The sequence below is a fragment of the Klebsiella sp. BIGb0138 genome (assembly GCF_004342285.1).
GTDB lineage: Bacteria > Pseudomonadota > Gammaproteobacteria > Enterobacterales > Enterobacteriaceae > Klebsiella.
On the sequence record NZ_SMCV01000007.1, the window covers coordinates 198355 to 223155 of the forward strand.

Sequence of the window (24801 nt, forward strand, 5' to 3'; positions counted from 1 at the left end):
TTTATCAGCAACCGCAGGATGGTTGGTCGCAGCGTCCTCCTGGTGAGGCGGCGGCCGACGTCGGGAAATGAGATCACCAGAGATACCGTCAGGCCGGGCAGCCCGACGGCGGGGGACGTATTAACGCTGCAGCCAGGCCGGCAGCCAGTCGCCGTGGCTGGCGATCAGATCGTCCACCAGGGCATAGATTTCGTCGATCCCCAACACCGCCGAGGTATGCGGATCCATCATCGTGGCGTAGTACACATAATCGCGGTTCTCGGTAAGGATCGCTTCTGTCAGCAGGGCCTGGACGTTGATATTGCTCTGCATCAGCGCTGCCAGATGCGCAGGCAGCGTCCCGACTTTCGTGGGCTGAATGCCGTTTGCATCCACCAGGCAGGCCACCTCCACGCAGCATCCTTGCGGCAGGTTATCGATCAGCCCGTCGTTGCGTACGTTGCCGTATACCACGCTCGGCTCGCCGGTCCAGAGGGCGTTCATGATGGTGCTGGCATACTCACGGGAGGGTTTCACCTCGATACGATCGCCGGTCTGGTAGAGCGCCAGCTCTTTATGCCAGTTCGCCACCTGCTCCACGCAGCGTTTCGGATACTCGTCCAGCGGTATCTGGTAGCGCGCAATCAGATCTTCGCGCCCCGGTTTGATAAACCACGGAGTATATTCGGCGAAATGTTCTGAGGATTCCGTCACGAAATAGCCCAGCTTTTTGCACATCTCATAGCGGACAATATTCTGGCAGCGCGAGTTTTCCCGATGCTTCGGCGCGCGTCCGTCGGCAAAGGCCTGCAGTATATCCGGATAAATACTGACATAGCGGCCGTCGCCGATCTTTCTCTCCAGCGACAGATAGAAGGCCATATGGTTGATCCCGGCGCAGCGGTAACGTAAGTCCGCCGGGTCGAGGTCAAGATCGTGCGCCAGCTCTTCCGCCGTTCCCTGCACCGAGTGGCATAAGCCCACCTGCTTGATATGCGGATAGCGCGCGTACATCGCCCAGGTATTCATCGCCATCGGATTAACATAGTTGAGCAGGGTGGCATGGGGACAGACCTCGGTCATATCGTCGCAGATGCGCCACAGATGCGGGATGGTGCGCAGCGCGCGCATCACCCCGCCTGGGCCCAGCGTATCCGCGATGGTTTGCTCCAGGCCGTGGCGTTTGCAGACTGCAAAATCGGTCACCGTACAGGGTTCATAGCCGCCAATCTGAAAGGCCACCACCACAAAATCCGCATCCTTCAGCGCGGTTTTCTGCTCACGGTGGCAGCTGATTTCACCGTCAGCCCCCACGGAGTCCATCAGTTTGCGAACCACAATATGCGACTCTTCTAACCGGGTCGCATCAATATCCATCAGCGCGACGTGGGCTGATTTCAGCGCCGGGCGCTGAAAGACATCGCCGAGGATATTTTTGACGAAAACCGTTGAACCCGCGCCGATAAACGTAATTTTTGGGGCTGACATAATGCACTCTCCATAAGATCATTGAACCCCTACAGAGTGTCACGCCCGCGCCTCGTCCCGCGCCCCTCTTCCCGACAGAGCATTCCCGAAAGCTCAGATCGACACAGGGCGCACATAAAATCTGAGTTTATGGGAACAAATCGGCGGAAAAGTAGAGAAAACGGGCGGTTTATTGCGCTAAGATAGAAGTCTATTGGTGCAAAAATCAGCCAGTGTGATGAATCAGGAACCCAGGTCTTGATGGAAATAACCCGCCCGCCCCAGCGCCCGGACCCGCATATGAGCAGCGGCGACGAGAAGCACCCCCGCAGCCCGCTGGCGCTCTATTCTGAATACCAGCGCATGGATATTGAGCTACGCCCGCCGCACGCGATGGCCGCCAGCCACTGGCACGGCCAGGTTGAGGTCAACGTTCCCTTTGACGGCGACGTAGAGTATCTGATTAACAACGAAGTGGTGCGTATCAAACAGGGCTATATCACCCTGTTCTGGGCCTGCACGCCACATCAGCTCACCCGCCCCGGCGAGTGCCGGCAAATGGCGATCTTCAACCTGCCGATGCATCTGTTTTTATCCTGGCCGCTGGACCGCGAGCTGATCAATAACGTCACCCACGGCATGGTGATTAAATCGCTCTCCGCCCAGCAGCTCAGCGCCTTTGAAGTTCAGCGCTGGCAGCAGGAGCTCAACAGCGACAATGAACAAATTCGCCAGCTGGCGATCGATGAAATCGCCCTGATGCTTAAGCGCTTTAGCCTTTCCGGCTGGCAACCTATTCTGGTTAACAAAACCTCGCGGACCCACAAAAACAGCGTTTCGCGGCATGCGCAGTTTTACGTCAGCCAGATGCTCGAGTTTATCGCCGCGCACTACGATCGGGTGCTGACCGTCGACGCCGTTGCTGAACATGTGAAGCTGAATCCCAACTACGCGATGGGCATTTTCCAGCGGGTGATGCAGCAAACCATGAAGCAGTACATCACCGCGATGCGGATAAACCACGTCCGCGCCCTGCTCAGCGACACCGACAAGACCATCCTCGACATTGCCCTGATCGCCGGCTTTCGCTCCAGCAGCCGCTTCTACAGCACCTTTAACAAGTACGTCGGCATGCCGCCGCAGCAGTACCGCAAACTCAGCCAGCAGCGGCGACAGAGCCTGCCGCCGGCCCAGCCATAAGCGGGCATAAAAAATGCCGCCGGGGAAGCCCGCGGCGGCATGATTTAACGCCAGAACGGATTATTCGTTAATACGCGGATGCTGGTCCACCAGGCGGGAACGTTTCGCCTGCAAATCGGCGATTTCCTGATCGATATCTTCGATTTTGTTTTCGATGTTATCGTAGTGCTCGCCGAGGATCTCTTTCGCTTCCTGAATATCCGAAGCCGCAGGCGTCGCCCCTTTCAGCGGACGATTCGCCGTCTCTTTCATCGACAGGCCGGTGACCAGACCGATAACCGCAATCACCATCAGATAGTAAGCCGGCATCATCAGGTTCTGCGTGCTTTCCACCAGCCATGCCGCCAGGGTTGGCGTCAGACCGGCAATCAGCACCGAGATATTGAAGGCGCTGGCCAGGGCGCTAAAGCGAATATGGGTCGGGAACATCGCGGGCAAGGACGAAGCCATAACCCCGATAAAGCAGTTAAGCACCACCGCCAGCAGCAGCAGGCCGGCGAAGATCAGGCCGAGAACGTTACTGTTAATCATGATAAAGGCCGGAATCGCCAGCGCGAACAGCGCCACGCTACCGATAAGGATAAACGGACGACGGCCAAAGCGGTCGCTGAGCATGCCGATCACCGGTTGTACAAACAGCATCCCGACCATAATCGCGATGATAATCAGCACCCCGTGGTCTTCTGAATAGTGCAGGTTATGCGACAGGTAGCTCGGCATATAGGTCAGCAGCATGTAATAGGTCACGTTGGTGGAAATCACCAGACCGATACAGGTCAACAGGCTACGCCAGTGTTTGGTCGCAATCTCTTTAAAGGAGACTTTCGGCCCTTCCTGCAGGCCTTCACGATCGCCCTGCTCCAGGGTATCGACGTGCTGCTGGAACGCCGGGGTCTCTTCCAGCGCATGACGCAGATAGAGACCGATAATCCCTAGCGGCAGCGCCAGGAAGAACGGGATACGCCAGCCCCAGCTGAGGAAGTTCTCTTCACCCACCACGCTGGAGATCAGCACCACCACGCCTGCGCCCATGACAAAACCGGCGATTGAACCGAAGTCCAGCCAGCTGCCCATAAAGCCGCGCTTACGGTCAGGCGAGTATTCGGCAACGAAGATCGAAGCGCCGGTATACTCCCCGCCCACCGAGAAACCCTGCGCCATTTTACACAGCAGCAGCAGTACCGGCGCCCAGATACCAATCGAGGCATATGACGGTATTAACCCGATACAGAAGGTACTTATCGACATGATGACGATGGTAATCGCCAGAATTTTTTGTCGGCCATACTTATCGCCCAGCATGCCGAAGAACAGGCCGCCAAGGGGACGGATTAAGAATGGAACGGAGAATGTCCCGAGCGCGGCAATCATCTGTACGCTGGGATCGGCATCAGGGAAGAAGACTTTACCTAAGGCATACGCCACGAAGCCGTACACACCAAAATCAAACCACTCCATCGCATTACCCAGCGACGCTGCGGTAATCGCTTTCCTCAGTTTGCTATCATCAATGATAGTCACATCCCGAAGCGTGATTGGTTTTACTTTTTTCCTTTTAAGCATATTTTTCCTCTTTGCTCTCGCCGTGAGCGCACGAATCACCGACGAATGGCTATGCCATCCGCGTCGTACGTTGGGAGCGGCGAATTGCTGTGCTCCTCATTTCAAGCGTAGCAGGTTTGCCTGCACTGTCTGCTGACAGTCTGTACAACCGAACCTGTTGACGCCTGCTCTTGCCATAAACGAATAAATGGCGTCGCGAATAAAAGTCGTGAATTTGCGATCGCCCTTTTTTACCCTAACAGTGTTTAATTTTGGGATCAACTTCACGAAAAATCGCCAACCCTATAACAGAGCCAGAGAACACGAATAAGTTCCCAGGTCCTCAGCGGATAATGATTTATTTGTGGATCAACGTCCGGAAGGCAATGCGCAATATTGCGGCTTATTTATCGGTTAAATTAAAATATTGCCACCACAATATAATGATAAAAAAAGACCCGACAAAAATGCGGGAATGCGCTATAATAGCGCCCACTTTCGGCTATCAGCCGCTGTTTAACGGACCAACGTCCTGTTTTTACCTGTAATCGCGAGGAACGTCATGCAACTCCCACACTGTCCAAAATGCCATTCTGAGTACACCTATGAAGACAACGGCATGTTTATTTGCCCGGAATGTGCCCATGAATGGAACAATGCCGAGCCCGCTGAAGATAATGACGTCCTGGTGGTAAAAGATGCCAACGGCAATTTACTCGCCGATGGCGACAGCATCACCGTTATTAAAGATCTGAAGGTTAAGGGTAGCTCTTCTATGCTGAAAATCGGCACTAAAGTGAAGAATATCCGCCTGGTGGAAGGCGATCATAACATCGACTGCAAAATTGACGGTTTTGGTCCAATGAAGCTGAAATCCGAGTTCGTTAAAAAGAACTGATCGTATTCCCGCGACGCAGACTCTCTATTTTCCCGGCGGGATCATCACCGCCGGGATAAATGACCCGCTATATTTGCGCACGTCATCCCGTTTATTCTCTGCCACTCGCGCGCCGCCGCCGACCGTTACCGCCTGGCCTGGATTGCCCAACACCATCTACGCTTAATGGGTCTTTCTTTACCTGAGGTAATGGTTATGCCCCTAAGTCCCTATCTCTCCTTTAGCGGCAACTGCGCGGCGGCGATTGCGTTTTATCAGCAAACGCTGGGTGCCGAACTGCTCCATCAAATCACCTACGGCGAAATGCCGCAGGATATGAAGGATGCCGAAGATGGCTGCCCTTCCGGCCAGCACCTGGCCGCCGACTGTATCGCTCACGCCAGCCTGCGCGTCGCCGGAAGCGAGCTCATGCTGGGCGACAGCCCGACCGGCGACAATCAGCGCTATGCCGGTTTTACGCTGGTACTTGATACCCAGGATCTGGATGAAGGTAAACGCTGGTTCGACGGCCTCGCCGACGGCGGACGTATTGAAATGGACTGGCAGGAGACGTTCTGGGCCCACGGCTTCGGCAAAGTGATCGATCGCTTTGACGTTCCCTGGATGGTTAACGTCGTCAAACAACCTTGATGCTCCCCCCTCCGGGCGGGCTCTCCCGCCCTGTCATTCAGCTGGCGCTAACTCTTCATCCGTCGGTCATTATGCTTTAACCGCAATGTAACAAAAACGCGTCAGGATCGGGCCACTCTCAGAGGGAAATCCCTTCTTCTGCTTAGTGAGGCTCGATTGACATGTACCTATCCAGACATCCGACCAGTTACCCCACCCGGTATCAGGAAATTGCCGCCAAACTCGAGCAGGAGCTGCGCCACCATTACCGCTGCGGCGACTATCTTCCCGCCGAACAGCAGCTGGCCACGCGCTTTGAAGTCAACCGTCATACCCTGCGCCGGGCGATCGACCAGCTGGTTGAACGCGGCTGGGTGCAGCGCCGTCAGGGGGTCGGCGTACTGGTGCTGATGCGCCCCATCGATTATCCGCTCAATGCCCAGGCGCGCTTCAGCCAGAACCTGCTCGATCAGGGCAGCCACCCGACCAGCGAAAAGCTGCTCTCGGTGCTGCGTCCGGCCAGCAGCCACATCGCCGAAGCCTTTGGCATTCACGAAGGCGAGAACGTCATTCATCTGCGCACTCTGCGCCGCGTCAACGGCGTCGCGCTGTGTCTGATTGACCACTACTTTGCCGATCTGCGCTTCTGGCCCGCGCTGCAAACCTTTACTCACGGCTCGCTGCACGATTTTCTGCGCCAGCAGCTGGATATCGAGCTGACCCGCGCGCGTACCAAAATCAGCGCCCGCCGCGCCCAGGCCAAAGAGAGCAACATCCTCGGGATCCCCAACATGGCGCCGCTGCTGTGCGTGAGAACCCTAAACCACCGTACGGGTGAGTCGCAGGCCACGGAGTATTCCGTCAGCCTGACCCGGGCGGACATGATTGAATTCACCATGGAGCACTGAATGCACTTTGATACCGCAACCCGCCAGCGCTGGATGTCCGTGCTGGCCCACAGTGAACCACAAGAGCTGCAGGCACGCATGCAGGCGCTGCAGCTGGCGCCGGAGTATGAACTGATTCGCCCCCCGGAAACCGGTCTGGTGCAGCTGCAGGCGCGTATGGGTGGGATTGGCGATCGTTTCTTCGCCGGTGACGCCACCCTGACCCGCGCCGCGATTCGCCTCGCCGACGGCACGCTGGGCTACAGCTGGATCCTGGGTCGCGACCGGCCGCATGCCGAACGCTGCGCGACCATCGATGCGCTGATGCAGTCTCCCCACCATTTTCACACCTTAATGGAAACCCTAATTACCCCGCTGGAAGCACAACGCAGCGCGCACATTGCAGCCCGACGCGCAGAAGTCAACGCCAGCCGGGTGGACTTCTTTACTCTGGTTCGCGGAGATAACGCATGACCTTACAAACCGCCTTTACCCTACCGGTGCAGGATGCCCAACACAGTTTTCGCCGCCTGCTGAAAGCCATGAGCGAGCCGGGCGTGATTGTCTCCCTGCAGCAGCTTCAGCACGGCTGGCAGCCGTTGAATATCGCCTCCACCAGCCTGCTGCTGACCCTGGCGGATCACGACACGCCGGTCTGGCTCTCGTCGGCGCTGCATAACGACCTGGTCGGACAGAATCTGCGTTTTCATACCGGCGCGCCGCTGGTTGACCTGCCGCAGCAGGCGGTCTTCGCCGTCACCGATGAACGTATCAGCAGCGAGCAGCTTAACGTTCTCTCCGCCGGTACCGTCGCCGCGCCGGAAACCGGCGTCACGCTGATGGTCCAGCTCGCCAGCCTCAGCGGCGGGCGCATGCTGCGCCTGACCGGGGCCGGTATCGCCGAAGAGCGCATGATCGCCCCGCAGCTGCCGGACTGCATTATTGATGAACTAACCGAACGCCCGCATCCGTTCCCGCTGGGGATTGACCTGATCCTGACCTGCGGCGAACGCCTGCTGGCCATCCCGCGCACCACCCATGTGGAGGTTTGCTGATGTACGTTGCCGTCAAAGGCGGAGAGAAGGCGATCGTCGCCGCTCATGCCTTACAGGAACATAAACGACGAGGCGATGGACAGCTTCCCGAACTGAGCATTGAACAGATTAACCAGCAGTTGCACCTTGCGGTCGATCGGGTGATGACCGAAGGCGGCATTGCCGACCGCGAACTGGCGGCGCTGGCGCTCAAGCAGGCCAGCGGCGACAACGTCGAAGCTATTTTTTTACTGCGCGCTTATCGCACCACCCTGCAGCGGCTGGCGGTGAGCGAACCTGTCGATACCGCCAGCATGCGCCTGGAACGCCGTATTTCGGCGGTCTATAAAGATATTCCCGGCGGCCAGATGCTCGGCCCGACCTACGATTACACCCATCGCCTGCTGGATTTCACCCTGCTGGCCAACGGTGAAACGCCGCCGCTGAATACCGCCACGCAGCCGCAGGAAGCTACGCCGCACGTCTTCAGCCTGCTGGCGCAGCAGGGACTGGCGAAAGCTGAGCAGGATACCGGCGCCCGCCCCGACGACATCACCCGCGCGCCGCCGGTCTACCCCTGTTCACGTTCATCGCGCCTGCAACAGCTGGTGCGCGGCGATGAGGGCTATCTGCTGGCGCTGGCCTACTCCACTCAGCGCGGCTATGGCCGCAACCACCCGTTTGCCGGCGAAATTCGCAGCGGCTACGTCGCGGTCGAGATCGTGGCGGAAGAGCTGGGATTTACGCTCAACATCGGCGAACTGCTGATGACCGAATGTGAAATGGTCAACGGCTTCGTGGCGCCGGAGAACGAACCGCCGCACTTCACCCGCGGCTATGGACTGGTATTCGGCATGAGCGAACGGAAGGCGATGGCGATGGCGCTGGTGGATCGCGCGCTCCAGGCCCCGGAGTACGACGAAGAGATCGCCGGGCCGGCACAGGATGAAGAGTTTGTCCTCGCCCATGCCGATAACGTCGAGGCGGCCGGTTTCGTCTCGCATCTTAAGCTCCCCCATTATGTCGATTTCCAGGCCGAACTGGCGCTACTAAAACGCCTGCAACGGGAGAACGAACGTGGCTAACCCACTCACTGGCTACAACTTTGCTTATCTTGATGAGCAGACCAAGCGCATGATCCGCCGGGCGATTCTCAAGGCGGTGGCGATCCCCGGCTACCAGGTGCCGTTCGGCGGCCGCGAAATGCCGATGCCCTACGGCTGGGGAACGGGAGGCATCCAGCTTACCGCCAGCGTCATCGGCGAGAACGACGTCCTGAAGGTGATTGACCAGGGCGCCGATGACACCACCAATGCGGTGTCGATTCGCCAGTTCTTTAAGCGCGTGACCGGCGTAGCCACCACCGAGACGACCTGCGATGCGACGCTGATCCAGACCCGCCACCGGATCCCGGAAACGCCGCTCGCCGAAGATCAGATCCTGATCTATCAGGTGCCGATCCCGGAGCCGCTGCGCTTTATTGAGCCGCGTGAAACCGAAACCCGCACCATGCATGCGCTGGAGGAGTACGGCGTGATGCAGGTGAAGCTGTACGAAGATATCGCCCGCTTCGGTCATATCGCCACCACTTACGCCTATCCGGTGAAGGTAAACGGCCGCTACGTGATGGACCCGTCGCCAATCCCCAAATTCGATAACCCGAAGATGCATATGATGCCTGCGCTACAGCTGTTCGGCGCCGGGCGTGAAAAACGTATCTATGCGGTACCGCCGTATACCTCAGTGGAAAGTCTCGATTTCGACGACCACCCCTTCAGCGTACAGGAGTGGGATGAACCCTGCGCCATCTGCGGTTCCCGCCATAGCTATCTGGATGAAGTGGTGCTGGATGACAGCGGCAAACGGATGTTTGTCTGCTCCGATACCGACTATTGCCGCCAACAGAGCGAGGCGCTGAATAAATGAACCATCCGTTACTCGCGGTCAACCAGCTGACCCACCTCTATGCGCCGGGCAAAGGCTTCAGCGACGTCTCTTTCGAACTGTGGCCCGGTGAAGTGCTGGGCATCGTTGGCGAATCCGGCTCCGGTAAAACCACCCTGCTGAAAGCGATCTCCGCCCGCCTCGCGCCGCAGCAAGGTGAAGTGATGTATGAGAACCGCTCGCTGTATGCGATGAGCGAAGCGGATCGCCGCCGCCTGCTGCGCACCGAATGGGGCGTGGTGCATCAGCATCCGATGGACGGCCTGCGGCGCCAGGTCTCGGCGGGGGGCAATATCGGCGAGCGCCTGATGGCCACCGGCGCACGCCACTACGGCCATATCCGCGCCACCGCCGAGCGCTGGCTGAGCGACGTCGAAATTCCGCCGTCGCGCATTGATGACCTGCCGACCACCTTCTCCGGCGGGATGCAGCAGCGTCTGCAAATCGCCCGCAACCTCGTCACCCAGCCGAAGCTGGTGTTTATGGACGAGCCGACCGGCGGTCTCGATGTATCGGTACAGGCCCGCCTGCTCGACCTGCTGCGCGGCCTGGTGGTGGAACTGAACCTGGCGGTGGTGATTGTCACCCACGATCTTGGCGTGGCGCGTCTGCTGGCTGATCGTCTGCTGGTCATGAAGCAGGGTCAGGTGGTGGAAAGTGGGTTAACCGACCGCGTGCTGGACGATCCCCATCATCCGTATACCCAGTTGCTGGTGTCATCGGTACTGCAGAACTAATCCCTGGAAAGTCCCCGCTCGCGCTACGCCTACCGGGGCGACGGCACACACGCTCAGGTCGCCCGGATAAGACGCCAGCCGCCAGCCGGGAGAGTCCCGAACGGGCATGAAGAGGCTAAAAATGAACGCCATCCGCGTTGAAAATGTACATAAAACCTTTGTCCTGCATCAGCAACATGGCGTCCGCCTGCCGGTCCTTGCCGATGCCTCCTTAACGGTCGATACCGGGGAGTGCGTGGTTCTGCACGGGCATTCCGGCAGCGGTAAATCCACCCTTCTGCGCTCGCTCTACGCCAACTATCTGCCGGATAGCGGCCATATCCACATCCGCCACGGCGACGAGTGGGTCGACCTGGTCCGCGCCTCGCCGCGCAAGGTGCTGGAAGTACGTAAAAGCACCATTGGCTGGGTCAGCCAGTTTCTGCGCGTGATCCCGCGAATTTCCGCCCTCGAAGTGGTGATGCAGCCGCTGCTCGACCTCGGCATGCCGCGCGAAGCCTGCGCCTCCAGGGCCGCCAGCCTGCTGACGCGCCTGAACGTCCCGCAGCGTCTGTGGCATCTTGCCCCTTCCACCTTTTCCGGCGGCGAGCAGCAGCGCGTCAATATTGCCCGCGGTTTCGCGGTCGATTACCCGATTTTACTGCTCGATGAACCCACCGCCTCGCTGGATGCCAGAAACAGCGCCGCGGTGGTGGAACTGATTGATGAAGCCAAAGCGCGCGGCGCGGCTATCGTCGGCATTTTCCATGATCAAACGGTTCGCACTCAGGTCGCCGACCGACTGCACCCGATGGGAATAACAGCATGATTATCAACAACGTCAAACTGGTTCTTGAAGATGAAGTGGTACATGGCTCGCTGGAAATGCAGGACGGCATAATTTCCGCCTTTGCCGAAAGCCAGAGCCAGCTGCCGCAGGCGCTCGACGGCGAAGGCGGCTGGCTGCTGCCCGGACTTATCGAACTGCATACCGATAATCTGGATAAGTTTTTTACCCCACGCCCGAAGGTCGACTGGCCCGCCCACTCGGCGATGAGCAGCCATGATGCGCTGATGGTCGCCAGCGGCATCACCACCGTCCTGGACGCGGTCGCCATCGGCGACGTACGCGACGGCGGCGACCGGCTGGAGAATCTGGAAAAGATGATCAACGCCATCGAAGAGACGCAGAAGCGCGGCGTCAACCGCGCCGAGCACCGTCTGCATCTGCGCTGTGAACTGCCGCACCACACCACGCTGCCGCTGTTTGAGAAGCTGGTGGACCGTGAGCCGGTGACCCTGGTGTCGCTGATGGACCACTCGCCGGGCCAGCGCCAGTTCGCCAACCGCGAGAAATATCGCGAGTACTATCAGGGCAAATATCAGCTCAACAATGAGCAGATGCAGCGCTACGAAGAAGAACAGATCGCGCTGGCGGCCACCTGGTCGCACGCCAACCGCCGGTCCATTGCCGCCCTGTGCCGCGATCGCCGCATCGCCCTCGCCAGTCACGATGACGCCACCCCGGAACATGTGCTTGAATCCCATCAGCTTGGCAGCGTGATCGCCGAATTTCCCACGACGTTAGCCGCCGCCGAGGCGTCGCGTCGCCACGGGATGAACGTGCTGATGGGCGCGCCCAATATCGTGCGCGGCGGCTCCCACTCCGGCAACGTCGCCGCCCACCAGCTGGCGGCCAGCAATCTGCTCGACATTCTGTCGTCGGACTATTACCCCGCCAGCCTGCTGGATGCGGTCTTCCGCATCGCCGACGACGAAAACAACGCGTTCACCCTGCCGCAGGCCGCTCGCCTGGTCACTCAGAACCCGGCGCAGGCCCTGGGATTGCAGGACCGCGGAGTGATTGCCGAAGGGAAACGTGGCGATATGGTGCTGGCGCACCGTCGCGGCGAGCATATCCACATCGACCACGTCTGGCGTCAGGGAAAGAGGGTCTTCTGATGAGCGGAAAATTGATTTGGCTGGTGGGGCCGTCCGGCTCCGGCAAAGATAGCCTGCTGGCGGCCTTACGCCAGCACGAACATTCGCAGCTGCTGGTGGCGCACCGCTACATCACGCGCCCGTTTAACGCCGGCAGCGAGAATCATATCGCCCTCAGCAAGCAGGAGTTTTTCAACCGCGCCGAGCGGCAGCTTTTTGCTCTCAGTTGGCACGCCAACAACAATTATTACGGGATTGGTATCGAGATTGACCTGTGGCTGCACGCCGGTTTCGATGTCGTGGCTAACGGCTCCCGCGCCCATCTGGCGCAGGCCCGGGCGCGCTACGCCGACGCCCTGCTGCCGATCTGTCTGCAGGTGACGCCGGAGGTACTGCGCCAGCGCCTGCAGCAGCGCGGACGGGAAAGCGAAACGGAAATCGCCCAGCGCCTGGCGCGCGCGGCGCGCTATACGCCAACGGATTGCCTGACCCTCAATAACGACGGCAGCCTCGGGCAATCGGTCGAGCAATTCTTCACGCTTCTGCGCCGCCACTACGCCCGACAAGAGAATCAACATGCTTACCTGTGAGCTTCGTGAAGTGACCCGCGACGACGTCGATGCTGTCTATGCGTTAATTGGCGAATTGAAGCAGAAAACCTACGATCGCCGCCATTTCGCCGCCGGATTTGCCATGAACCTGCAAAATCCGACCCTGCGCTATCAGCTGGCGGAGGTGAATGGCGCAGCCGTCGGGCTGATTGGGCTACAGCTGCAGTTCCCGCTCAATTTCAATGCCTGGATCGGCGAAGTACAGGAGCTGGTGGTACTGCCGCAGATGCGGGGTCTGCGCATCGGTCAGGCGCTGCTAACCTGGGCGGAGCAGGAAGCCCGCGGACGCGGCGCGGTGATGATGGAACTTTCCAGCGGAAAAGCGCGTCCCGATGCCCACCGTTTCTATCTCCGCGCAGGGTATCTGCACAGTCATCTGCGTTTTAAAAAAGCGTTGTGAGGAGGGAGAATGAGCCTGACTATTCGCTTAACCGGCACCGGCGGCGCCCAGCTGGTTCCGGTCTTTGGCTGCGAGTGCGCAGCCTGCCGTCGCGCGCGCGTCAATGAGGCGTATCGCCGTCGCCCCTGTAGCGCGGTGGTGAAGTTTAATCAGGCGGTCACTCTGCTGGATGCCGGGCTGCCCGACCTGATGGAACAGTGGCCCGCCGGCCATTTTCAGCAGTTTTTACTCACCCACTACCATATGGACCATGTGCAGGGATTATTCCCGCTGCGCTGGGGCGTGGGCGCGCCGATTCCGGTGTTTGGCCCCCCGGATCCAGAGGGGTGCGATGATCTGTTTAAACATCCCGGCCTGCTGGACTTCAGCCATACCGTCGAACCCTTTGTGATGTTTGAACTACAGGGGCTGCGGGTCACGCCGCTACCGCTGAACCACTCGAAGCTCACCTTTGGCTATCTGCTGGAATCGGCGCATAGCCGGGTGGCCTGGCTATCAGACACCGCCGGGCTACCGGAAAAGACGCTGAAATTCCTGCTCAATAACGCGCCGCAGGCGATGGTAATCGATTGTAGCCACGAACCGCGTCCGCAGCTCCCGCGCAACCACTGCGATTTGAATACGGTACGCGCCATCAACCAGCTGCTGGGTTGCCCGCGGGTCATTCTCACCCATATCAGCCACCAGTTTGATCTCTGGATGATGGACCATACGCTGCCGCCGGGATTCGAGGCAGGCTACGACGGTATGGAGATGATGCTGGATTAACGCCTGGCGCGGATCGCGGCATACACACGTCCGCGGGCCGGGGCCCCTCACTCAGGGAAGCATCAGTAGTCATCATCCAGCCGACGCTGGTCTCTCTCCAGCTGCCGACGATCCTGATCCAGCTGCCGCTGGCGCTCGTCAAGCTGACGGCGACGATCCTCGAGCTGCCGCTGCCGATCGTCATACTGGCGTTGGCGATCGGCGCTTTGTTGGCGGCTACCCTGGTAACGCCCGTCATCATCGCTGTCGTCGTCATCGGAGCGGCTGCTGCCGGGGTTGTAGGCATCATTAATCGCCTGCTGAATATTACCGATCGCGTCGTCGATAATATCGGCGCGCGCCAGCTGGCTGCTCAGCGACAGGGTGCAGAGGATCAAAGCGGTAAAGTAACGTTTCATAAAGCCAGTCTCTTCGGGGGGCTGGCCCTACGTTAATCAACGGCGATAGCAGCGAGTAGCGGAGGAATCTCAAATCCGTCCGCTGCGCTGCCTACGAATAACGCGGTGCGGCCACGGCGTTTTGCAGCGCCTGCATCAGCTGTGTCCGGTTGAAGGGTTTACGCAGCAGATCGACGTCCGGCAGCGCGGGATTGTGCGCCGGGCGCAGGTCCTGGCCGCTGATCAACAGCACGGCAACCGCCGGGAAACGTCGCTGCGCTTCGTTAATCACCTCAACGCCGCTCAATCTGCCCGGCAGCATCAGGTCGCTAATCAGCAATGCGATATCGGTCGAGGCCTCAAGCATCTGCAGCGCCTGCTCTCCGCTTGCGGCCTCCAGCGTCAGCCAGCCAAGCTGATGCAGCTGTTCGCACAAGGTCTGGCGCACATCCGCCTCATCTTCCAGCACCAGCGCCAGTCGCTCGCCGCTCGCCTCCTGTTCGGCTTCCGGCTGCGGCCCGCTGGTCGCGGCCTGTACCGCCGCCCGCGGCAGCTGTAAGCGCACCGTGGTACCCTGCCCCGGCGCGCTCTCAATCGCCACCCGGCCGCCGGACTGCCGAACGAAACCATAGACCATCGACAGCCCCAGGCCGCTCCCGCCGCCGGTTTGTTTAGTGGTAAAGAACGGCTCGAACACCTGCGCTTTAATCTCCTGCGACATCCCGCAGCCGTGGTCAATCACCTCCAGCGCCACCATATCCTGCCGCCGCCCGTCGCTGCGGGCGACGCGCTGGTTCCAGGTGCGCAGCTTAATCACCCCACTCCGTCCCTCCATCGCATCGCGGGCATTCATCACCAGGTTGATGATGGCGTTTTCCAGCTGGCCGACGTCAATCCAGGCGGGCCACGCCGGCGACTGCGCCTCGATCTCCAGGCTCAGCGTCGCCGGAAGCGAATGACGCATCAGCTCCCCGAGGTTTTCCAGCAGCGGTTTCATCGCCACGGCATTGGGGTGCAGCGACTGCTTACGTGAGAACGCCAGCAGCCGCTGGGTTAACAGCGCCCCGCGCTCCGCCGCTTTCAACGCGCGGGAGATCCGCGGCGCGTCGGCGTCCTGAGGCTGCACCAGTTCCAGACTGCCGATAATCACCGCCAGCAGGTTATTAAAATCATGCGCCAGCCCGCCGGTCAGCTGGCCCACGGCTTTCATTTTCTGGCTGTGCACCAGCGCCTGTTCCAGCCCCTTGCGCTCGGTGCGGTCAAGCACCACGTTGACCAGCCCGCGCCCGGGAACCGGGCTGAAGCGCAGTTCGATCGTGCGCTCCCCCGCCAGCTGCAGCTCCTGCGGCTTTGGCAACGGGCGGGACAGGTTCTCCCGGACATGTTCCGCCAGCGTCGCCGCCTGGCTCAGCAGATGCTGGTAGTGCACGCCCCGTTGCAGATCGTCGGCCCCCAGCCCCAGCAGCAGCGGGTACTGCGGATTCCACACCACCAGCAGCCCCTGATTATCGAACAGCGCAAAGCCATCGCGCATGGCGTGAAAGGTGGTCTCCAGCAGGGTGCTTTTCTCCTTCAGCAGGTGGGAGGTATGGGCCAGCGAGGCGGTATTGCGGGCAAAGACGTTGAAGGCGCGGGCCAGTTCGCCCAGCTCATCGCGCCGCTGCAGCCCCGGGACGGAGACCTCCTGCTCGCCCTGCGCCAGCCGCGACATAGCGCGGGAGATGGCGGTCAGATTGGAGCCCAGATTACGGTAAATATACCAGCCGGCGCAGCCGGTGATGGCCAGCGCCAGCAGCGCCGACAGCAGAATGAACATGCTGATGGAGCGCAGCTCCTGATGACTTTGCGCCGCCCGCAGTTCAGAGGCCTGGGCCACCCGGGCAACGTACTGATTGATATCGCTGTTGAGAAGCGCCACCAGCGCTTTAATGTGGAACATATACCAGCCGATCGCCAGATCGCTCTCCTCCAGCTGCGCCGACAGCGGCTCCAGCCTCGCCAGCTCGCCGTTGAAGTCCGCCAGAATCGCGGCCAGCGTCGGATCGCGGCTGGTTTTGGGCAGGAAACCCATCACCTCATCCAGCTGCTGGACGATCGATCTCGGCGTAGAGGTATGGATAGCGGCCGCAATCAGTCGATCCATCTCCTCCAGACGGCGGGGATCGATCGGCTCGATGCCCGGCCGATCGTTAAGATCCTGCACATGGCGGAGATAGCTCTGGTTCTGATACAGCGAACTCAGGAGCTCATTACGCTGCAGATGCCGACGCTGGCCGCGCTCCAGCATCCCGCCAACGCTCTGCTGCAGCTCATTACTGCGACGAATAATACTGGCTACCAGCGTCAGCTCCTGCTGCGCCAGCGGCGCGGCGGCAAGCCGGGACAACGAGTGCTTCAGGGCCTGCTGAGTCTCCAGCAGGCGTTCGGCCTCGCTTTTATACTCCAGCGCGCCGACCACCTGAGAGAGGCGTACCGCCGCGGTGGCGACGTTGGCGGTATCGCGCGCCAGGTTCATACTGCCGGTCATATCGTCCAGCGTCTGTCGCTGCACCTGCTCCTGCAGCAGGCTGGCGTGGCGAAAGCCGAACACCGCCACCCCGGCAACCATCAGCGTCACCGCGACCATCAGCAGATTAAACGAAAGCAGGCGCCCGCGAGCGCTGGCGAAAAACGGGTAGCGAGGGGATGACATGGCCGGCTCCACGATCTTTTTGTTTATCCTGGCGGCTGCGGCCCCTCACCGGGAGAGTAACGTCACGTAATTGTGATCCAGGTTAACTATTCAACAATATGACAAATATGAACGGCTGCTGACATTTTGCATTTATCGTCCTGTGGTGGACTGCGGCTATCGACCAATGCCCGCAGGAGACCCGCCATGCAAGGGACACCGGTACTATCCATGCGCAATATCGCCAAAGCCTTTGGCAAGTTTTATGCGCTGAAAGGCGTTGACCTGACGGTCTGGCCCGGCGAGATCCACGCGTTAATGGGTGAGAACGGCGCCGGGAAAAGTACGCTGATGAAGATCCTCGCCGGCGCCTATACCGCCACCAGCGGCGAGATCCTGATCGACGGCAAACCGCATACCATCAAAGGGCCGAAAGATGCGCTGGCCGCCGGGATCACCCTGATTTATCAGGAGATGCAGCTGGCGCCTAATTTGACCGTCGCCGAAAATATTTTCCTCGGCAGCGAGCTGACGCGCGGCGGGCTGGTGCAGCGCAAAGAGATGCTGCTGCAGGCCCAGGCGGTGATTGACCGCCTCGGCGCCCAGTTTAAGGCCAGCGATCGGGTGATGAAGCTGACCATTGCCGAACAGCAGCAGGTGGAGATCGCCCGCGCGCTGCACCGCAACAGCCGAATCCTGGTGATGGACGAACCCACCGCCGCCCTCTCCTCCCGTGAAACCCAGCGCCTGTTTGAGCTGATTCTGCGCCTGCGTGACGAAGGGATGGCGATTATCTATATCAGCCACCGGATGGCGGAGGTTTATGAACTGTCCGACCGCGTCAGCGTGTTGCGCGACGGCCAGTACGTCGGCAGCCTGACCCGGGATAAGCTCAACGCCTCCGAACTGGTGCGGATGATGGTGGGCCGTCCGTTAAGCGATCTGTTCAACAAAGAGCGCGATATCCCGTTGGGCCAGCCGCGCCTGCGGGTGCAGGATTTGACCGATGGCAGCAAAGTCAAGGCCAGCAGCCTGCTGGTGCGGGCCGGGGAAATTGTCGGCCTGGCCGGGCTGGTCGGCGCGGGCCGCTCCGAGCTGGCGCAGCTGATTTTCGGCGTGCGCAAAGCCACCGCCGGGGTGATTGAAATCGACGGCGAGCCGGTGGTGATTCACTCTCCGCGCGACGCTATCAACCTCGGCATCGGCTTTCTGACCGAAAACCGCAAGGAGCAGGGGCTGTTTCTCGAACTGGCGGCGCAGGAAAACATCACCATGGCGACCCTGGAGCGCGATGCCAGTTGGGGCATGCTCAATCGCAAAAAGGCGCAGACCATTTCCGATGACGCCATCTCCCTGCTCAACATTCGCGTGCCGCATGCGCAGGTGCGGGCCGGCGGCCTTTCCGGCGGCAACCAGCAAAAGCTGCTGATCTCCCGCTGGGTCGCTATCGGCCCGCGCATTCTGATCCTCGATGAACCGACGCGCGGCGTCGACGTCGGTGCCAAAAGCGAAATTTACCGCATCATGAACCAGATGGCGCGCCAGGGAGTGGCCATCCTGATGATCTCCAGCGAACTACCGGAAGTGGTCGGCATGAGCGACCGGGTGTACGTCATGCGCGAAGGCAGCATCGCCGGCGAACTCCAGGTCGGCGACATCAGCCAGGAAAGCATTATGACGCTGGCTACCGGCGTTAACGACACTCACCTTAAGGCGGTGCAACCATGACAACGCAGAAAGAGACCGCCGCGCAGCCGGTGGCGAAATCCGCTTCGGCGAAAAAAATGCTGATGGGCGATCTGGTACAGACGATCGGCATTTTGCCGATATTAATCCTGATCGTCGCGGTATTTGGCTTTATCGCGCCCAACTTCTTTACCGAAAGCAATCTGCTGAATATCACCCGTCAGGCGTCAATCAACATTGTGCTTGCCGCAGGGATGACCTTCATCATTCTGACCGGCGGGATTGACCTCTCCGTCGGTTCGATTCTCGGCACCACCGCGGTGGCCGCGATGGTGGTGTCGCTTATCCCCGAGCTGTCGATGCTTTCGATTCCCGCGGCGCTGCTGCTCGGCCTGGTGCTCGGTCTGTTTAACGGCGCGCTGGTTGCCTTCGCCGGGCTGCCGCCGTTTATCGTCACGCTCGGGACCTATACGGCCCTGCGCGGGGCGGCCTATCTGCTGGCCGACGGTACCACGGTGATTAACTCCGATATCAGTTTCGAATGGATCGGCAATGATTATCTCGGCCCGGTTCCGTGGTTGGTGGTGATTGCGCTGGCGGTGATTGTGTTGTGCTGGTTCATCCTGCGCCGCACCACCCTCGGGGTACATATCTACGCCGTAGGCGGCAATATGCAGGCGGCGCGGCTGACCGGTATCAAAGTGTGGCTGGTGCTGCTGTTCGTCTACGGTATGAGCGGGCTGCTCTCCGGGCTCGGCGGGGTGATGAGCGCCTCGCGGCTGTACAGCGCCAACGGCAACCTCGGCATGGGGTATGAGCTGGACGCCATCGCCGCGGTGATTCTCGGCGGCACCAGCTTCGTCGGCGGCATTGGCACCATCACCGGCACGCTGGTGGGGGCGTTGATTATCGCCACGCTCAACAACGGCATGACGCTGATGGGAGTCTCCTATTTCTGGCAACTGGTGATCAAAGGGGCGGTGATCATCATTGCAGTGCTGATCGACAAATACCGTACCCGACACCATCAAAGTGCATAACAACAATACCCTACAGACAGAGGAAAACAGTATGCGTTTGAAACCCGTTGTAACCGCGCTCTGTGCCGGCGCGCTGCTGGCCGCGGCGCCGTTTACCCAGGCCAAAGAACTCAAATCTATCGGCGTCACGGTCGGCGATCTGGCCAACCCGTTCTTCGTGCAAATCACCAAGGGCGCCGAGCTGGAAGCCCGCAAGCTGGCCGGCGACAATGTAAAAGTGACGCTGGTCTCCAGCGGCTACGATCTGGGTCAGCAGGTATCGCAGATCGATAACTTTATTGCCGCCAAAGTCGACATGATTATCCTCAACGCCGCCGACTCAAAAGGGATTGGCCCGGCGGTAAAACGCGCAAAAGATGCCGGGATCGTGGTGGTGGCGGTGGACGTGGCCGCCGAAGGCGCCGATGCCACCATCACCTCCGATAACACCCAGGCGGGCGAAATGGCCTGTAAGTACATCTCCGACCGTCTGAAAGGAAAAGGTAACGTGGTGATTATCAACGGGCCGCCGGTGTCCGCCGTGCAGAACCGCGTCGAAGGTTGTCAGACCGAGTTTAAGCGCCACCCGGATATCAAGGTGCTCTCTTATAACCAGAACGCCAAAGGCAGCCGCGAAGGCGGCCTGGAAATTATGACCTCGCTGCTGGCGGCGAATCCGAAGATTGATGGCGTCTTTGCGATTAACGATCCTACCGCCATCGGTGCCGATCTGGCGGCAAAACAGGCGCAGCGTAATGAGTTCTTTATTGTCGGCGTCGATGGCAGCCCGGACGGTGAAGAGGCGCTGAAGCGGAAGAACTCGCTGTTTGTCGCGACGCCGGCGCAGGACCCGCAGGTGATGGCGGCGAAAGCGGTCGAGATCGGCTATGACATTCTGCAGGGTAAACCGGCGCCGACGGCCCCGGTGCTGATCCCGGTGACGATGATCGATAAAAACAACATCGGCAGCTATAAAGGCTGGACCGTCAAATAGGCACGATCGGGCCATCCCCGGCGCCGCGTTAGCCGGGGATTACCTGTTCTTACGCCGCTTTATCGCCGTGGATAACATCTGCGGCGAACACATAGCCCAGGCCGCGCAGGGTTTTGATCAGCGTCGGCTGGTGCGGGTTTAGCTCAATTTTGCGCCGCAGGCGCATGATCAGCACGTCAATCGTCCGATCAAAGACTTCGGTGCTTTCGCTATGCGTCAAGGCCAGCAGCTGCTCGCGGTTGAGCACCCGACGGGCGTTTTGCGCCAGCGCCAGCAGCAGAGCGTATTCCCCCTGGGTCAGCGGGACCGTTTGCTGCTGCGGGTTAAACAATTCGCAGCGAAACGTATCCAGCCGCCAGCCGTTAAATAGCAGCCCGGCTCCGCCGCCGCTCCCCTCCGGACTCAATGCGCCGCTGCGTCTGAGCACCGCCTTCACCCGCGCCACCACCACCCGGGAATTAAACGGCTTGGCGATATAATCATCGGCGCCCATTTCCAGCCCCACCACCACATCGGCCTCGCTACCGAGCCCGGTCAGCATCACCACCGGCAGTTCGGGTCTGCTGCGCTGCAGCTGCTGCAGCACCAGCAGCCCGTTGGTATCGGGTAAAATCATATCCAGCAGCACCAGCGAGATATCCGCCCGTTGCGCCGCCACCGCCAGCGCATCGCTGCCGGTCTGACACACCAGCACGTCAAAAACATGCGCGCTGAGCACGTCGCTAAGCAGTTCGCAAATTGCGCTGTCGTCATCAACGACCAAAATGACCGGTTTCATTATTTGCCTCTGCCCGTACGGAACGATCTCTGTCTGATTAATTCAGCAAAGCCCCCTCGACAAATCCATTTTCGCATCGCGTTTCTTCAATCAATGTCACATCTCTCCCCTCTTCGACACGTCAAAACTGACGACGCCCTGCTTTTCGTCAGCATTTAGCCCAAAAAATCGACGTATCATCAGTCAATACCCACAATGAAAGAATGGTATAGAAGATGCATATTGATGGCGTGATAGCGCATATGCGCCCATTGATAAACGGGAGCAAGACCGATGAAAAAAGTCGTCACGGTTTGCCCGTATTGCGCATCAGGTTGCAAAATCAACCTGGTGGTCGATAACGGCAAAATCGTCCGGGCTGAGGCGGCACAGGGGAAAACCAACCAGGGCACCCTGTGTCTGAAAGGCTACTATGGCTGGGATTTTATTAACGATACCCAGATCCTCACCCCGCGCCTGAAAACCCCGATGATCCGCCGTCAGCGCGGCGGCAAGCTGGAATCCGTCTCCTGGGACGAAGCGCTCGATTACGTCGCCGCTCGCCTCAGCGCCATTAAAGCCAAGTACGGCCCGGATGCTATCCAGACCACCGGCTCATCCCGCGGGACCGGCAATGAAACCAACTATGTGATGCAAAAATTCGCCCGCGCCGTTATTGGTACCAATAACGTCGACTGCTGCGCGCGCGTCTGACACGGCCCTTCGGTTGCAGGTCTGCACCAGTCGGTCGGTAATGGCGCTATGAGTAATGCCATCACAGAGATTGATAACACCGATCTGGTGTTTATCTTCGGCTATAACCCGGCGGATTCGCACCCTATTGTGGCGAACCACGTGATTAACGCCAAACGCAACGGGGCGAAAATCATCGTCTGCGATCCGCGTAAAATCGAAACCGCGCGCATTGCGGATATGCATATCGCGCTGAAAAACGGCTCGAACATTGCGCTGCTAAACGCCATCGGTCATGTGATTATTGCAGAGGAGCTCTACGATAAATCCTTCGTCGCCAGCCGTACCGAGGGCTTCGAGGAGTATCGCAAAATCGTCGAAGGCTATACGCCGGAGTCGGTGGAAGCGATCACCGGCGTCAGCGCACAGCAAATCCGCGAATGCGCCCGGATGTACGCGACGGCGAAATCCGCCGCCATCCTGTGGGGCATGGGGGTCACCCAGTTCTACCAGGGGGTGGAAACCGTACGCTCGCTGACCAGTCTGGCGATCATGACCGGCAACCTCGGCAAGCCGAGCGTCGGCGTCAACCCGGTGCGCGGGCAGAACAATGTCCAGGGCGCCTGCGATATGGGCGCGCTGCCGGATACCTATCCAGGCTATCAGTACGTGAAATTCCCGGAAAACCGGGAGAAGTTCGCCAAAGCCTGGGGCGTGGAGAGCCTGCCGGCGCACACCGGCTATCGCATCAGCGAACTGCCGCACCGCGCGGCCCACGGCGAAGTCCGGGCGGCGTACATTATGGGCGAAGATCCGCTGCAGACCGACGCCGAGCTGTCCGCCGTGCGTCAGGCGTTTGACGAGCTGGAGCTGGTTATCGTCCAGGACATCTTTATGACCAAAACCGCGTCGGCGGCGGATGTGATTTTGCCGTCCACCTCGTGGGGCGAACATGAAGGCGTCTACACCGCGGCGGACCGCGGCTTCCAGCGCTTCTTCAAAGCGGTGGAGCCGAAGTGGGATCTGAAAACCGACTGGCAGATTATCAGCGAAATCGCCACCCGAATGGGGTATCCGATGCACTACAACAACACCCAGGAGATCTGGGATGAGTTACGTCATCTGTGCCCGGATTTCACCGGCGCCACCTACGAGAAAATGGGCGAGCTGGGCTACATCATGTGGCCGTGTCGCGACGAGTCCGAGGCCGACCAGGGGACCTCTTATCTGTTTAAAGAGAAGTTCGACACCCCCAACGGCCTGGCGCAGTTCTTCACCTGCGACTGGGTTGCGCCGGTCGATAAGCTTACCGCCGAGTATCCGATGGTGCTCTCCACCGTGCGGGAAGTGGGCCACTATTCGTGCCGCTCGATGACCGGCAACTGTGCGGCGCTGGCCGCGCTGGCGGATGAGCCTGGCTACGCGCAAATCAATACCGCCGATGCCGCGCGTCTGGGGATCGAGGATGAAGCGCTGGTGTGGGTCAATTCGCGCAAAGGGCGCATCATCACCCGCGCACAGGTCAGCGATCGTCCGAATATCGGGGCGGTATATATGACCTATCAGTGGTGGATCGGCGCCTGTAACGAACTGGTCTCGGAGCACCTAAGTCCGATAACCAAGACGCCGGAGTACAAGTACTGCGCGGTGAACGTGGAACGCATTGCCGACCAGCGCGCCGCCGAGCAGTACGTGATTGATGAGTACAATAAGCTGAAATCCCGCCTGCGCGAAAGCGCGATGGGTTAAGGCGGGCGGTTTCCCCGCTGGCCTGACGCTGGCCGGGGAAACGCTTGAGTCATCAGGGTTGCGGGATCGCTGGCGCAGCCCACTTTTATCGCTCCTGGCAGCGGCCGCCATTTTCTTCCTTTTCACCTCCCTTTATACTGCCCGCTGTGTTCCTGACCGATAATAAAAAATGAAATACCTCTATTTACTTCTGACGCTGTACTCTCTCGCCGCAGGCGCAATGGAACCCGGCAGCCAGTACCAACAGCAGGCGCAAGCAGGCGATCCGCGAGCGCAATACTATCTTGCCGATACCTATGTCAGCTCCGGCGATTACCAGCAGGCCGAATACTGGGCGCAGAAGTCGGCAGATAGCGGCGACGGCGACGCCCTGGCGCTGCTGGCTCAGTTGAAGATCCGCAACCCGCAGCAGGCCGATTACAAGCAGGCCAGACAGCTGGCCGAAAAGTCGGTCCAGGCGGGCAGTAAGGCCGGGGAAATTATCCTTGCCCGCGTACTGGTGAATCATCAGGCCGGAGAGACGAACTATACGCACGCCATCGCCCTGCTGCAGGATGCCGCGCAGGATCCTGAAAACGATTCCGCCGTCGACGCCCAGATGCTGTTGGGTTTGATTTACGCCAGCGGCGTTCAAATCGCGGAAGATGACGCGCTGGCCACGCACTATTTTAAACGCAGCTCCTCGTTATCCCGTACCGGCTATGCCGAATACTGGGCCGGCATGATGTTCCTGCTGGGAGAAAAAGGCTTTATTGAACCCAACCAGCAGAAAGCGTTGCACTGGCTAAACGTCAGCTGTCAGGAGGGGTTTGATACCGGCTGTGAAGAGTTTGAGCGAATCACCAGAGGGTAATCTCTT

Annotated in this window: 24 protein-coding genes; 19 read left to right on the plus strand and 5 right to left on the minus strand. The window is 59.7% G+C overall.

Going from position 1 to position 24801, the window contains the following annotated elements; translation table 11 throughout:
• Positions 1-120: 120 nt before the first annotated feature.
• On the minus strand, positions 121-1467 hold the full coding sequence (locus EDF73_RS16980; RefSeq protein ID WP_132730249.1) for an alpha-glucosidase/alpha-galactosidase: 1347 nt from the start codon (positions 1465-1467) through the stop codon (positions 121-123).
• A gap of 240 nt (positions 1468-1707) precedes the next feature.
• Here EDF73_RS16980 and melR point away from each other — a divergent pair, with 240 nt between their 5' ends.
• Complete coding sequence (melR, locus tag EDF73_RS16985) at positions 1708-2646, plus strand: transcriptional regulator MelR (RefSeq protein WP_132730250.1); 939 nt, start codon at positions 1708-1710, stop codon at positions 2644-2646.
• 60 nt (positions 2647-2706) lie between these two features.
• Here melR and proP read toward each other — a convergent pair whose 3' ends face one another.
• Positions 2707-4209 carry a glycine betaine/L-proline transporter ProP gene (gene proP / locus EDF73_RS16990; protein WP_132730251.1) on the minus strand — a complete coding sequence of 501 codons (1503 nt, stop codon included), beginning with the start codon at positions 4207-4209 and terminating at the stop codon, positions 2707-2709.
• Between the two features lie 541 nt (positions 4210-4750).
• On the opposite strand from proP, the gene EDF73_RS16995 reads away from it, so the two are divergent.
• From EDF73_RS16995 to phnP, 13 genes are all read left to right on the plus strand, one after another.
• Positions 4751-5086, plus strand: coding sequence for a zinc ribbon domain-containing protein YjdM (locus EDF73_RS16995; protein WP_132730252.1), 336 nt, complete (start codon positions 4751-4753; stop codon positions 5084-5086).
• Positions 5087-5281: 195 nt separating this feature from the next.
• Positions 5282-5716 (plus strand): VOC family metalloprotein YjdN, encoded by a 435-nt coding sequence (gene yjdN, locus EDF73_RS17000; RefSeq protein WP_132730253.1) that lies wholly within the window; start codon positions 5282-5284, stop codon positions 5714-5716.
• A 161-nt stretch (positions 5717-5877) separates the two neighbouring features.
• Positions 5878-6603 carry a phosphonate metabolism transcriptional regulator PhnF gene (phnF, locus tag EDF73_RS17005; protein ID WP_132730254.1) on the plus strand — a complete coding sequence of 242 codons (726 nt, stop codon included), beginning with the start codon at positions 5878-5880 and terminating at the stop codon, positions 6601-6603.
• Positions 6604-7056 (plus strand): phosphonate C-P lyase system protein PhnG, encoded by a 453-nt coding sequence (gene phnG / locus EDF73_RS17010; RefSeq protein ID WP_132730255.1) that lies wholly within the window; start codon positions 6604-6606, stop codon positions 7054-7056.
• Complete coding sequence (gene phnH, locus EDF73_RS17015) at positions 7053-7637, plus strand: phosphonate C-P lyase system protein PhnH (protein ID WP_132730256.1); 585 nt, start codon at positions 7053-7055, stop codon at positions 7635-7637. Before phnG ends, phnH begins: the two co-directional genes overlap by 4 nt.
• A complete protein-coding gene (locus tag EDF73_RS17020; RefSeq protein ID WP_132730257.1) occupies positions 7637-8701 on the plus strand; it encodes a carbon-phosphorus lyase complex subunit PhnI in 1065 nt (354 codons plus the stop codon). Before phnH ends, EDF73_RS17020 begins: the two co-directional genes overlap by 1 nt.
• On the plus strand, positions 8694-9542 hold the full coding sequence (locus EDF73_RS17025) for an alpha-D-ribose 1-methylphosphonate 5-phosphate C-P-lyase PhnJ (protein ID WP_132730258.1): 849 nt from the start codon (positions 8694-8696) through the stop codon (positions 9540-9542). Before EDF73_RS17020 ends, EDF73_RS17025 begins: the two co-directional genes overlap by 8 nt.
• Positions 9539-10297: a phosphonate C-P lyase system protein PhnK gene (phnK, locus tag EDF73_RS17030; protein WP_132730259.1), complete on the plus strand. Its 759-nt coding sequence runs from the start codon at positions 9539-9541 to the stop codon at positions 10295-10297. Before EDF73_RS17025 ends, phnK begins: the two co-directional genes overlap by 4 nt.
• A 121-nt stretch (positions 10298-10418) precedes the next feature.
• On the plus strand, positions 10419-11105 hold the full coding sequence (gene phnL / locus EDF73_RS17035; protein ID WP_132730352.1) for a phosphonate C-P lyase system protein PhnL: 687 nt from the start codon (positions 10419-10421) through the stop codon (positions 11103-11105).
• Entirely contained in the window at positions 11102-12238 is a 1137-nt protein-coding gene (gene phnM / locus EDF73_RS17040) for an alpha-D-ribose 1-methylphosphonate 5-triphosphate diphosphatase (protein WP_132730260.1), read from the plus strand. Before phnL ends, phnM begins: the two co-directional genes overlap by 4 nt.
• On the plus strand, positions 12238-12807 hold the full coding sequence (gene phnN / locus EDF73_RS17045; RefSeq protein ID WP_132730261.1) for a ribose 1,5-bisphosphokinase: 570 nt from the start codon (positions 12238-12240) through the stop codon (positions 12805-12807). Before phnM ends, phnN begins: the two co-directional genes overlap by 1 nt.
• A complete protein-coding gene (gene phnO, locus EDF73_RS17050) occupies positions 12794-13228 on the plus strand; it encodes an aminoalkylphosphonate N-acetyltransferase (protein ID WP_132730262.1) in 435 nt (144 codons plus the stop codon). Before phnN ends, phnO begins: the two co-directional genes overlap by 14 nt.
• 9 nt (positions 13229-13237) lie before the next feature.
• Entirely contained in the window at positions 13238-13996 is a 759-nt protein-coding gene (phnP, locus tag EDF73_RS17055) for a phosphonate metabolism protein PhnP (protein WP_132730263.1), read from the plus strand.
• 62 nt (positions 13997-14058) lie between these two features.
• Here the strand turns inward: phnP and yjdP are convergent, their stop codons facing one another.
• Entirely contained in the window at positions 14059-14394 is a 336-nt protein-coding gene (yjdP, locus tag EDF73_RS17060) for a DDRRRQL repeat protein YjdP (RefSeq protein ID WP_132730264.1), read from the minus strand.
• Positions 14395-14485: 91 nt separating this feature from the next.
• Positions 14486-17065: an ATP-binding protein gene (locus EDF73_RS17065; RefSeq protein ID WP_132730265.1), complete on the minus strand. Its 2580-nt coding sequence runs from the start codon at positions 17063-17065 to the stop codon at positions 14486-14488.
• 186 nt (positions 17066-17251) lie between these two features.
• Here EDF73_RS17065 and EDF73_RS17070 point away from each other — a divergent pair, with 186 nt between their 5' ends.
• The 3 genes from EDF73_RS17070 to EDF73_RS17080 are packed head-to-tail and all read left to right on the plus strand — an operon-like array spanning position 17252 to position 20743.
• The gene (locus EDF73_RS17070; RefSeq protein WP_132730266.1) at positions 17252-18772 is read left to right on the plus strand and encodes a sugar ABC transporter ATP-binding protein; all 1521 of its coding nucleotides are present in this window, start codon (positions 17252-17254) and stop codon (positions 18770-18772) included.
• Positions 18769-19770: a ribose ABC transporter permease gene (locus tag EDF73_RS17075; RefSeq protein ID WP_132730267.1), complete on the plus strand. Its 1002-nt coding sequence runs from the start codon at positions 18769-18771 to the stop codon at positions 19768-19770. Before EDF73_RS17070 ends, EDF73_RS17075 begins: the two co-directional genes overlap by 4 nt.
• Before the next feature lie 31 nt (positions 19771-19801).
• A complete protein-coding gene (locus tag EDF73_RS17080) occupies positions 19802-20743 on the plus strand; it encodes an ABC transporter substrate-binding protein (protein ID WP_132730268.1) in 942 nt (313 codons plus the stop codon).
• Positions 20744-20792: 49 nt separating this feature from the next.
• Here the strand turns inward: EDF73_RS17080 and EDF73_RS17085 are convergent, their stop codons facing one another.
• Positions 20793-21521: a response regulator transcription factor gene (locus EDF73_RS17085; protein ID WP_132730269.1), complete on the minus strand. Its 729-nt coding sequence runs from the start codon at positions 21519-21521 to the stop codon at positions 20793-20795.
• A 273-nt stretch (positions 21522-21794) separates the two neighbouring features.
• Between EDF73_RS17085 and fdhF the strand changes: the two genes are divergently transcribed.
• Together fdhF and EDF73_RS17095 are read left to right on the plus strand one after the other, a co-directional pair.
• A complete protein-coding gene (fdhF, locus tag EDF73_RS17090; RefSeq protein WP_132730270.1) occupies positions 21795-23942 on the plus strand; it encodes a formate dehydrogenase subunit alpha in 2148 nt (715 codons plus the stop codon).
• A gap of 169 nt (positions 23943-24111) precedes the next feature.
• The gene (locus EDF73_RS17095) at positions 24112-24795 is read left to right on the plus strand and encodes a tetratricopeptide repeat protein (RefSeq protein ID WP_132730271.1); all 684 of its coding nucleotides are present in this window, start codon (positions 24112-24114) and stop codon (positions 24793-24795) included.
• Positions 24796-24801: the final 6 nt, after the last annotated feature.

Coding starts and splice junctions, on each gene's coding strand:
- yjdN (WP_132730253.1), top strand. CDS start 5,282: ATGCCCCTAAGTCCCTATCTCTCCTTTAGCGGCAACTGCGCGGCGGCG.
- EDF73_RS17080 (WP_132730268.1), top strand. CDS start 19,802: ATGCGTTTGAAACCCGTTGTAACCGCGCTCTGTGCCGGCGCGCTGCTG.
- EDF73_RS16980 (WP_132730249.1), bottom strand. CDS start 1,467: ATGTCAGCCCCAAAAATTACGTTTATCGGCGCGGGTTCAACGGTTTTC.
- phnG (WP_132730255.1), top strand. CDS start 6,604: ATGCACTTTGATACCGCAACCCGCCAGCGCTGGATGTCCGTGCTGGCC.
- phnF (WP_132730254.1), top strand. CDS start 5,878: ATGTACCTATCCAGACATCCGACCAGTTACCCCACCCGGTATCAGGAA.
- EDF73_RS17075 (WP_132730267.1), top strand. CDS start 18,769: ATGACAACGCAGAAAGAGACCGCCGCGCAGCCGGTGGCGAAATCCGCT.
- phnO (WP_132730262.1), top strand. CDS start 12,794: ATGCTTACCTGTGAGCTTCGTGAAGTGACCCGCGACGACGTCGATGCT.
- phnP (WP_132730263.1), top strand. CDS start 13,238: ATGAGCCTGACTATTCGCTTAACCGGCACCGGCGGCGCCCAGCTGGTT.
- EDF73_RS17070 (WP_132730266.1), top strand. CDS start 17,252: ATGCAAGGGACACCGGTACTATCCATGCGCAATATCGCCAAAGCCTTT.
- EDF73_RS17085 (WP_132730269.1), bottom strand. CDS start 21,521: ATGAAACCGGTCATTTTGGTCGTTGATGACGACAGCGCAATTTGCGAA.
- phnL (WP_132730352.1), top strand. CDS start 10,419: ATGAACGCCATCCGCGTTGAAAATGTACATAAAACCTTTGTCCTGCAT.
- melR (WP_132730250.1), top strand. CDS start 1,708: ATGGAAATAACCCGCCCGCCCCAGCGCCCGGACCCGCATATGAGCAGC.
- EDF73_RS16995 (WP_132730252.1), top strand. CDS start 4,751: ATGCAACTCCCACACTGTCCAAAATGCCATTCTGAGTACACCTATGAA.
- EDF73_RS17020 (WP_132730257.1), top strand. CDS start 7,637: ATGTACGTTGCCGTCAAAGGCGGAGAGAAGGCGATCGTCGCCGCTCAT.
- yjdP (WP_132730264.1), bottom strand. CDS start 14,394: ATGAAACGTTACTTTACCGCTTTGATCCTCTGCACCCTGTCGCTGAGC.
- phnN (WP_132730261.1), top strand. CDS start 12,238: ATGAGCGGAAAATTGATTTGGCTGGTGGGGCCGTCCGGCTCCGGCAAA.
- phnK (WP_132730259.1), top strand. CDS start 9,539: ATGAACCATCCGTTACTCGCGGTCAACCAGCTGACCCACCTCTATGCG.
- phnM (WP_132730260.1), top strand. CDS start 11,102: ATGATTATCAACAACGTCAAACTGGTTCTTGAAGATGAAGTGGTACAT.
- EDF73_RS17065 (WP_132730265.1), bottom strand. CDS start 17,065: ATGTCATCCCCTCGCTACCCGTTTTTCGCCAGCGCTCGCGGGCGCCTG.
- phnH (WP_132730256.1), top strand. CDS start 7,053: ATGACCTTACAAACCGCCTTTACCCTACCGGTGCAGGATGCCCAACAC.
- EDF73_RS17095 (WP_132730271.1), top strand. CDS start 24,112: ATGAAATACCTCTATTTACTTCTGACGCTGTACTCTCTCGCCGCAGGC.
- proP (WP_132730251.1), bottom strand. CDS start 4,209: ATGCTTAAAAGGAAAAAAGTAAAACCAATCACGCTTCGGGATGTGACT.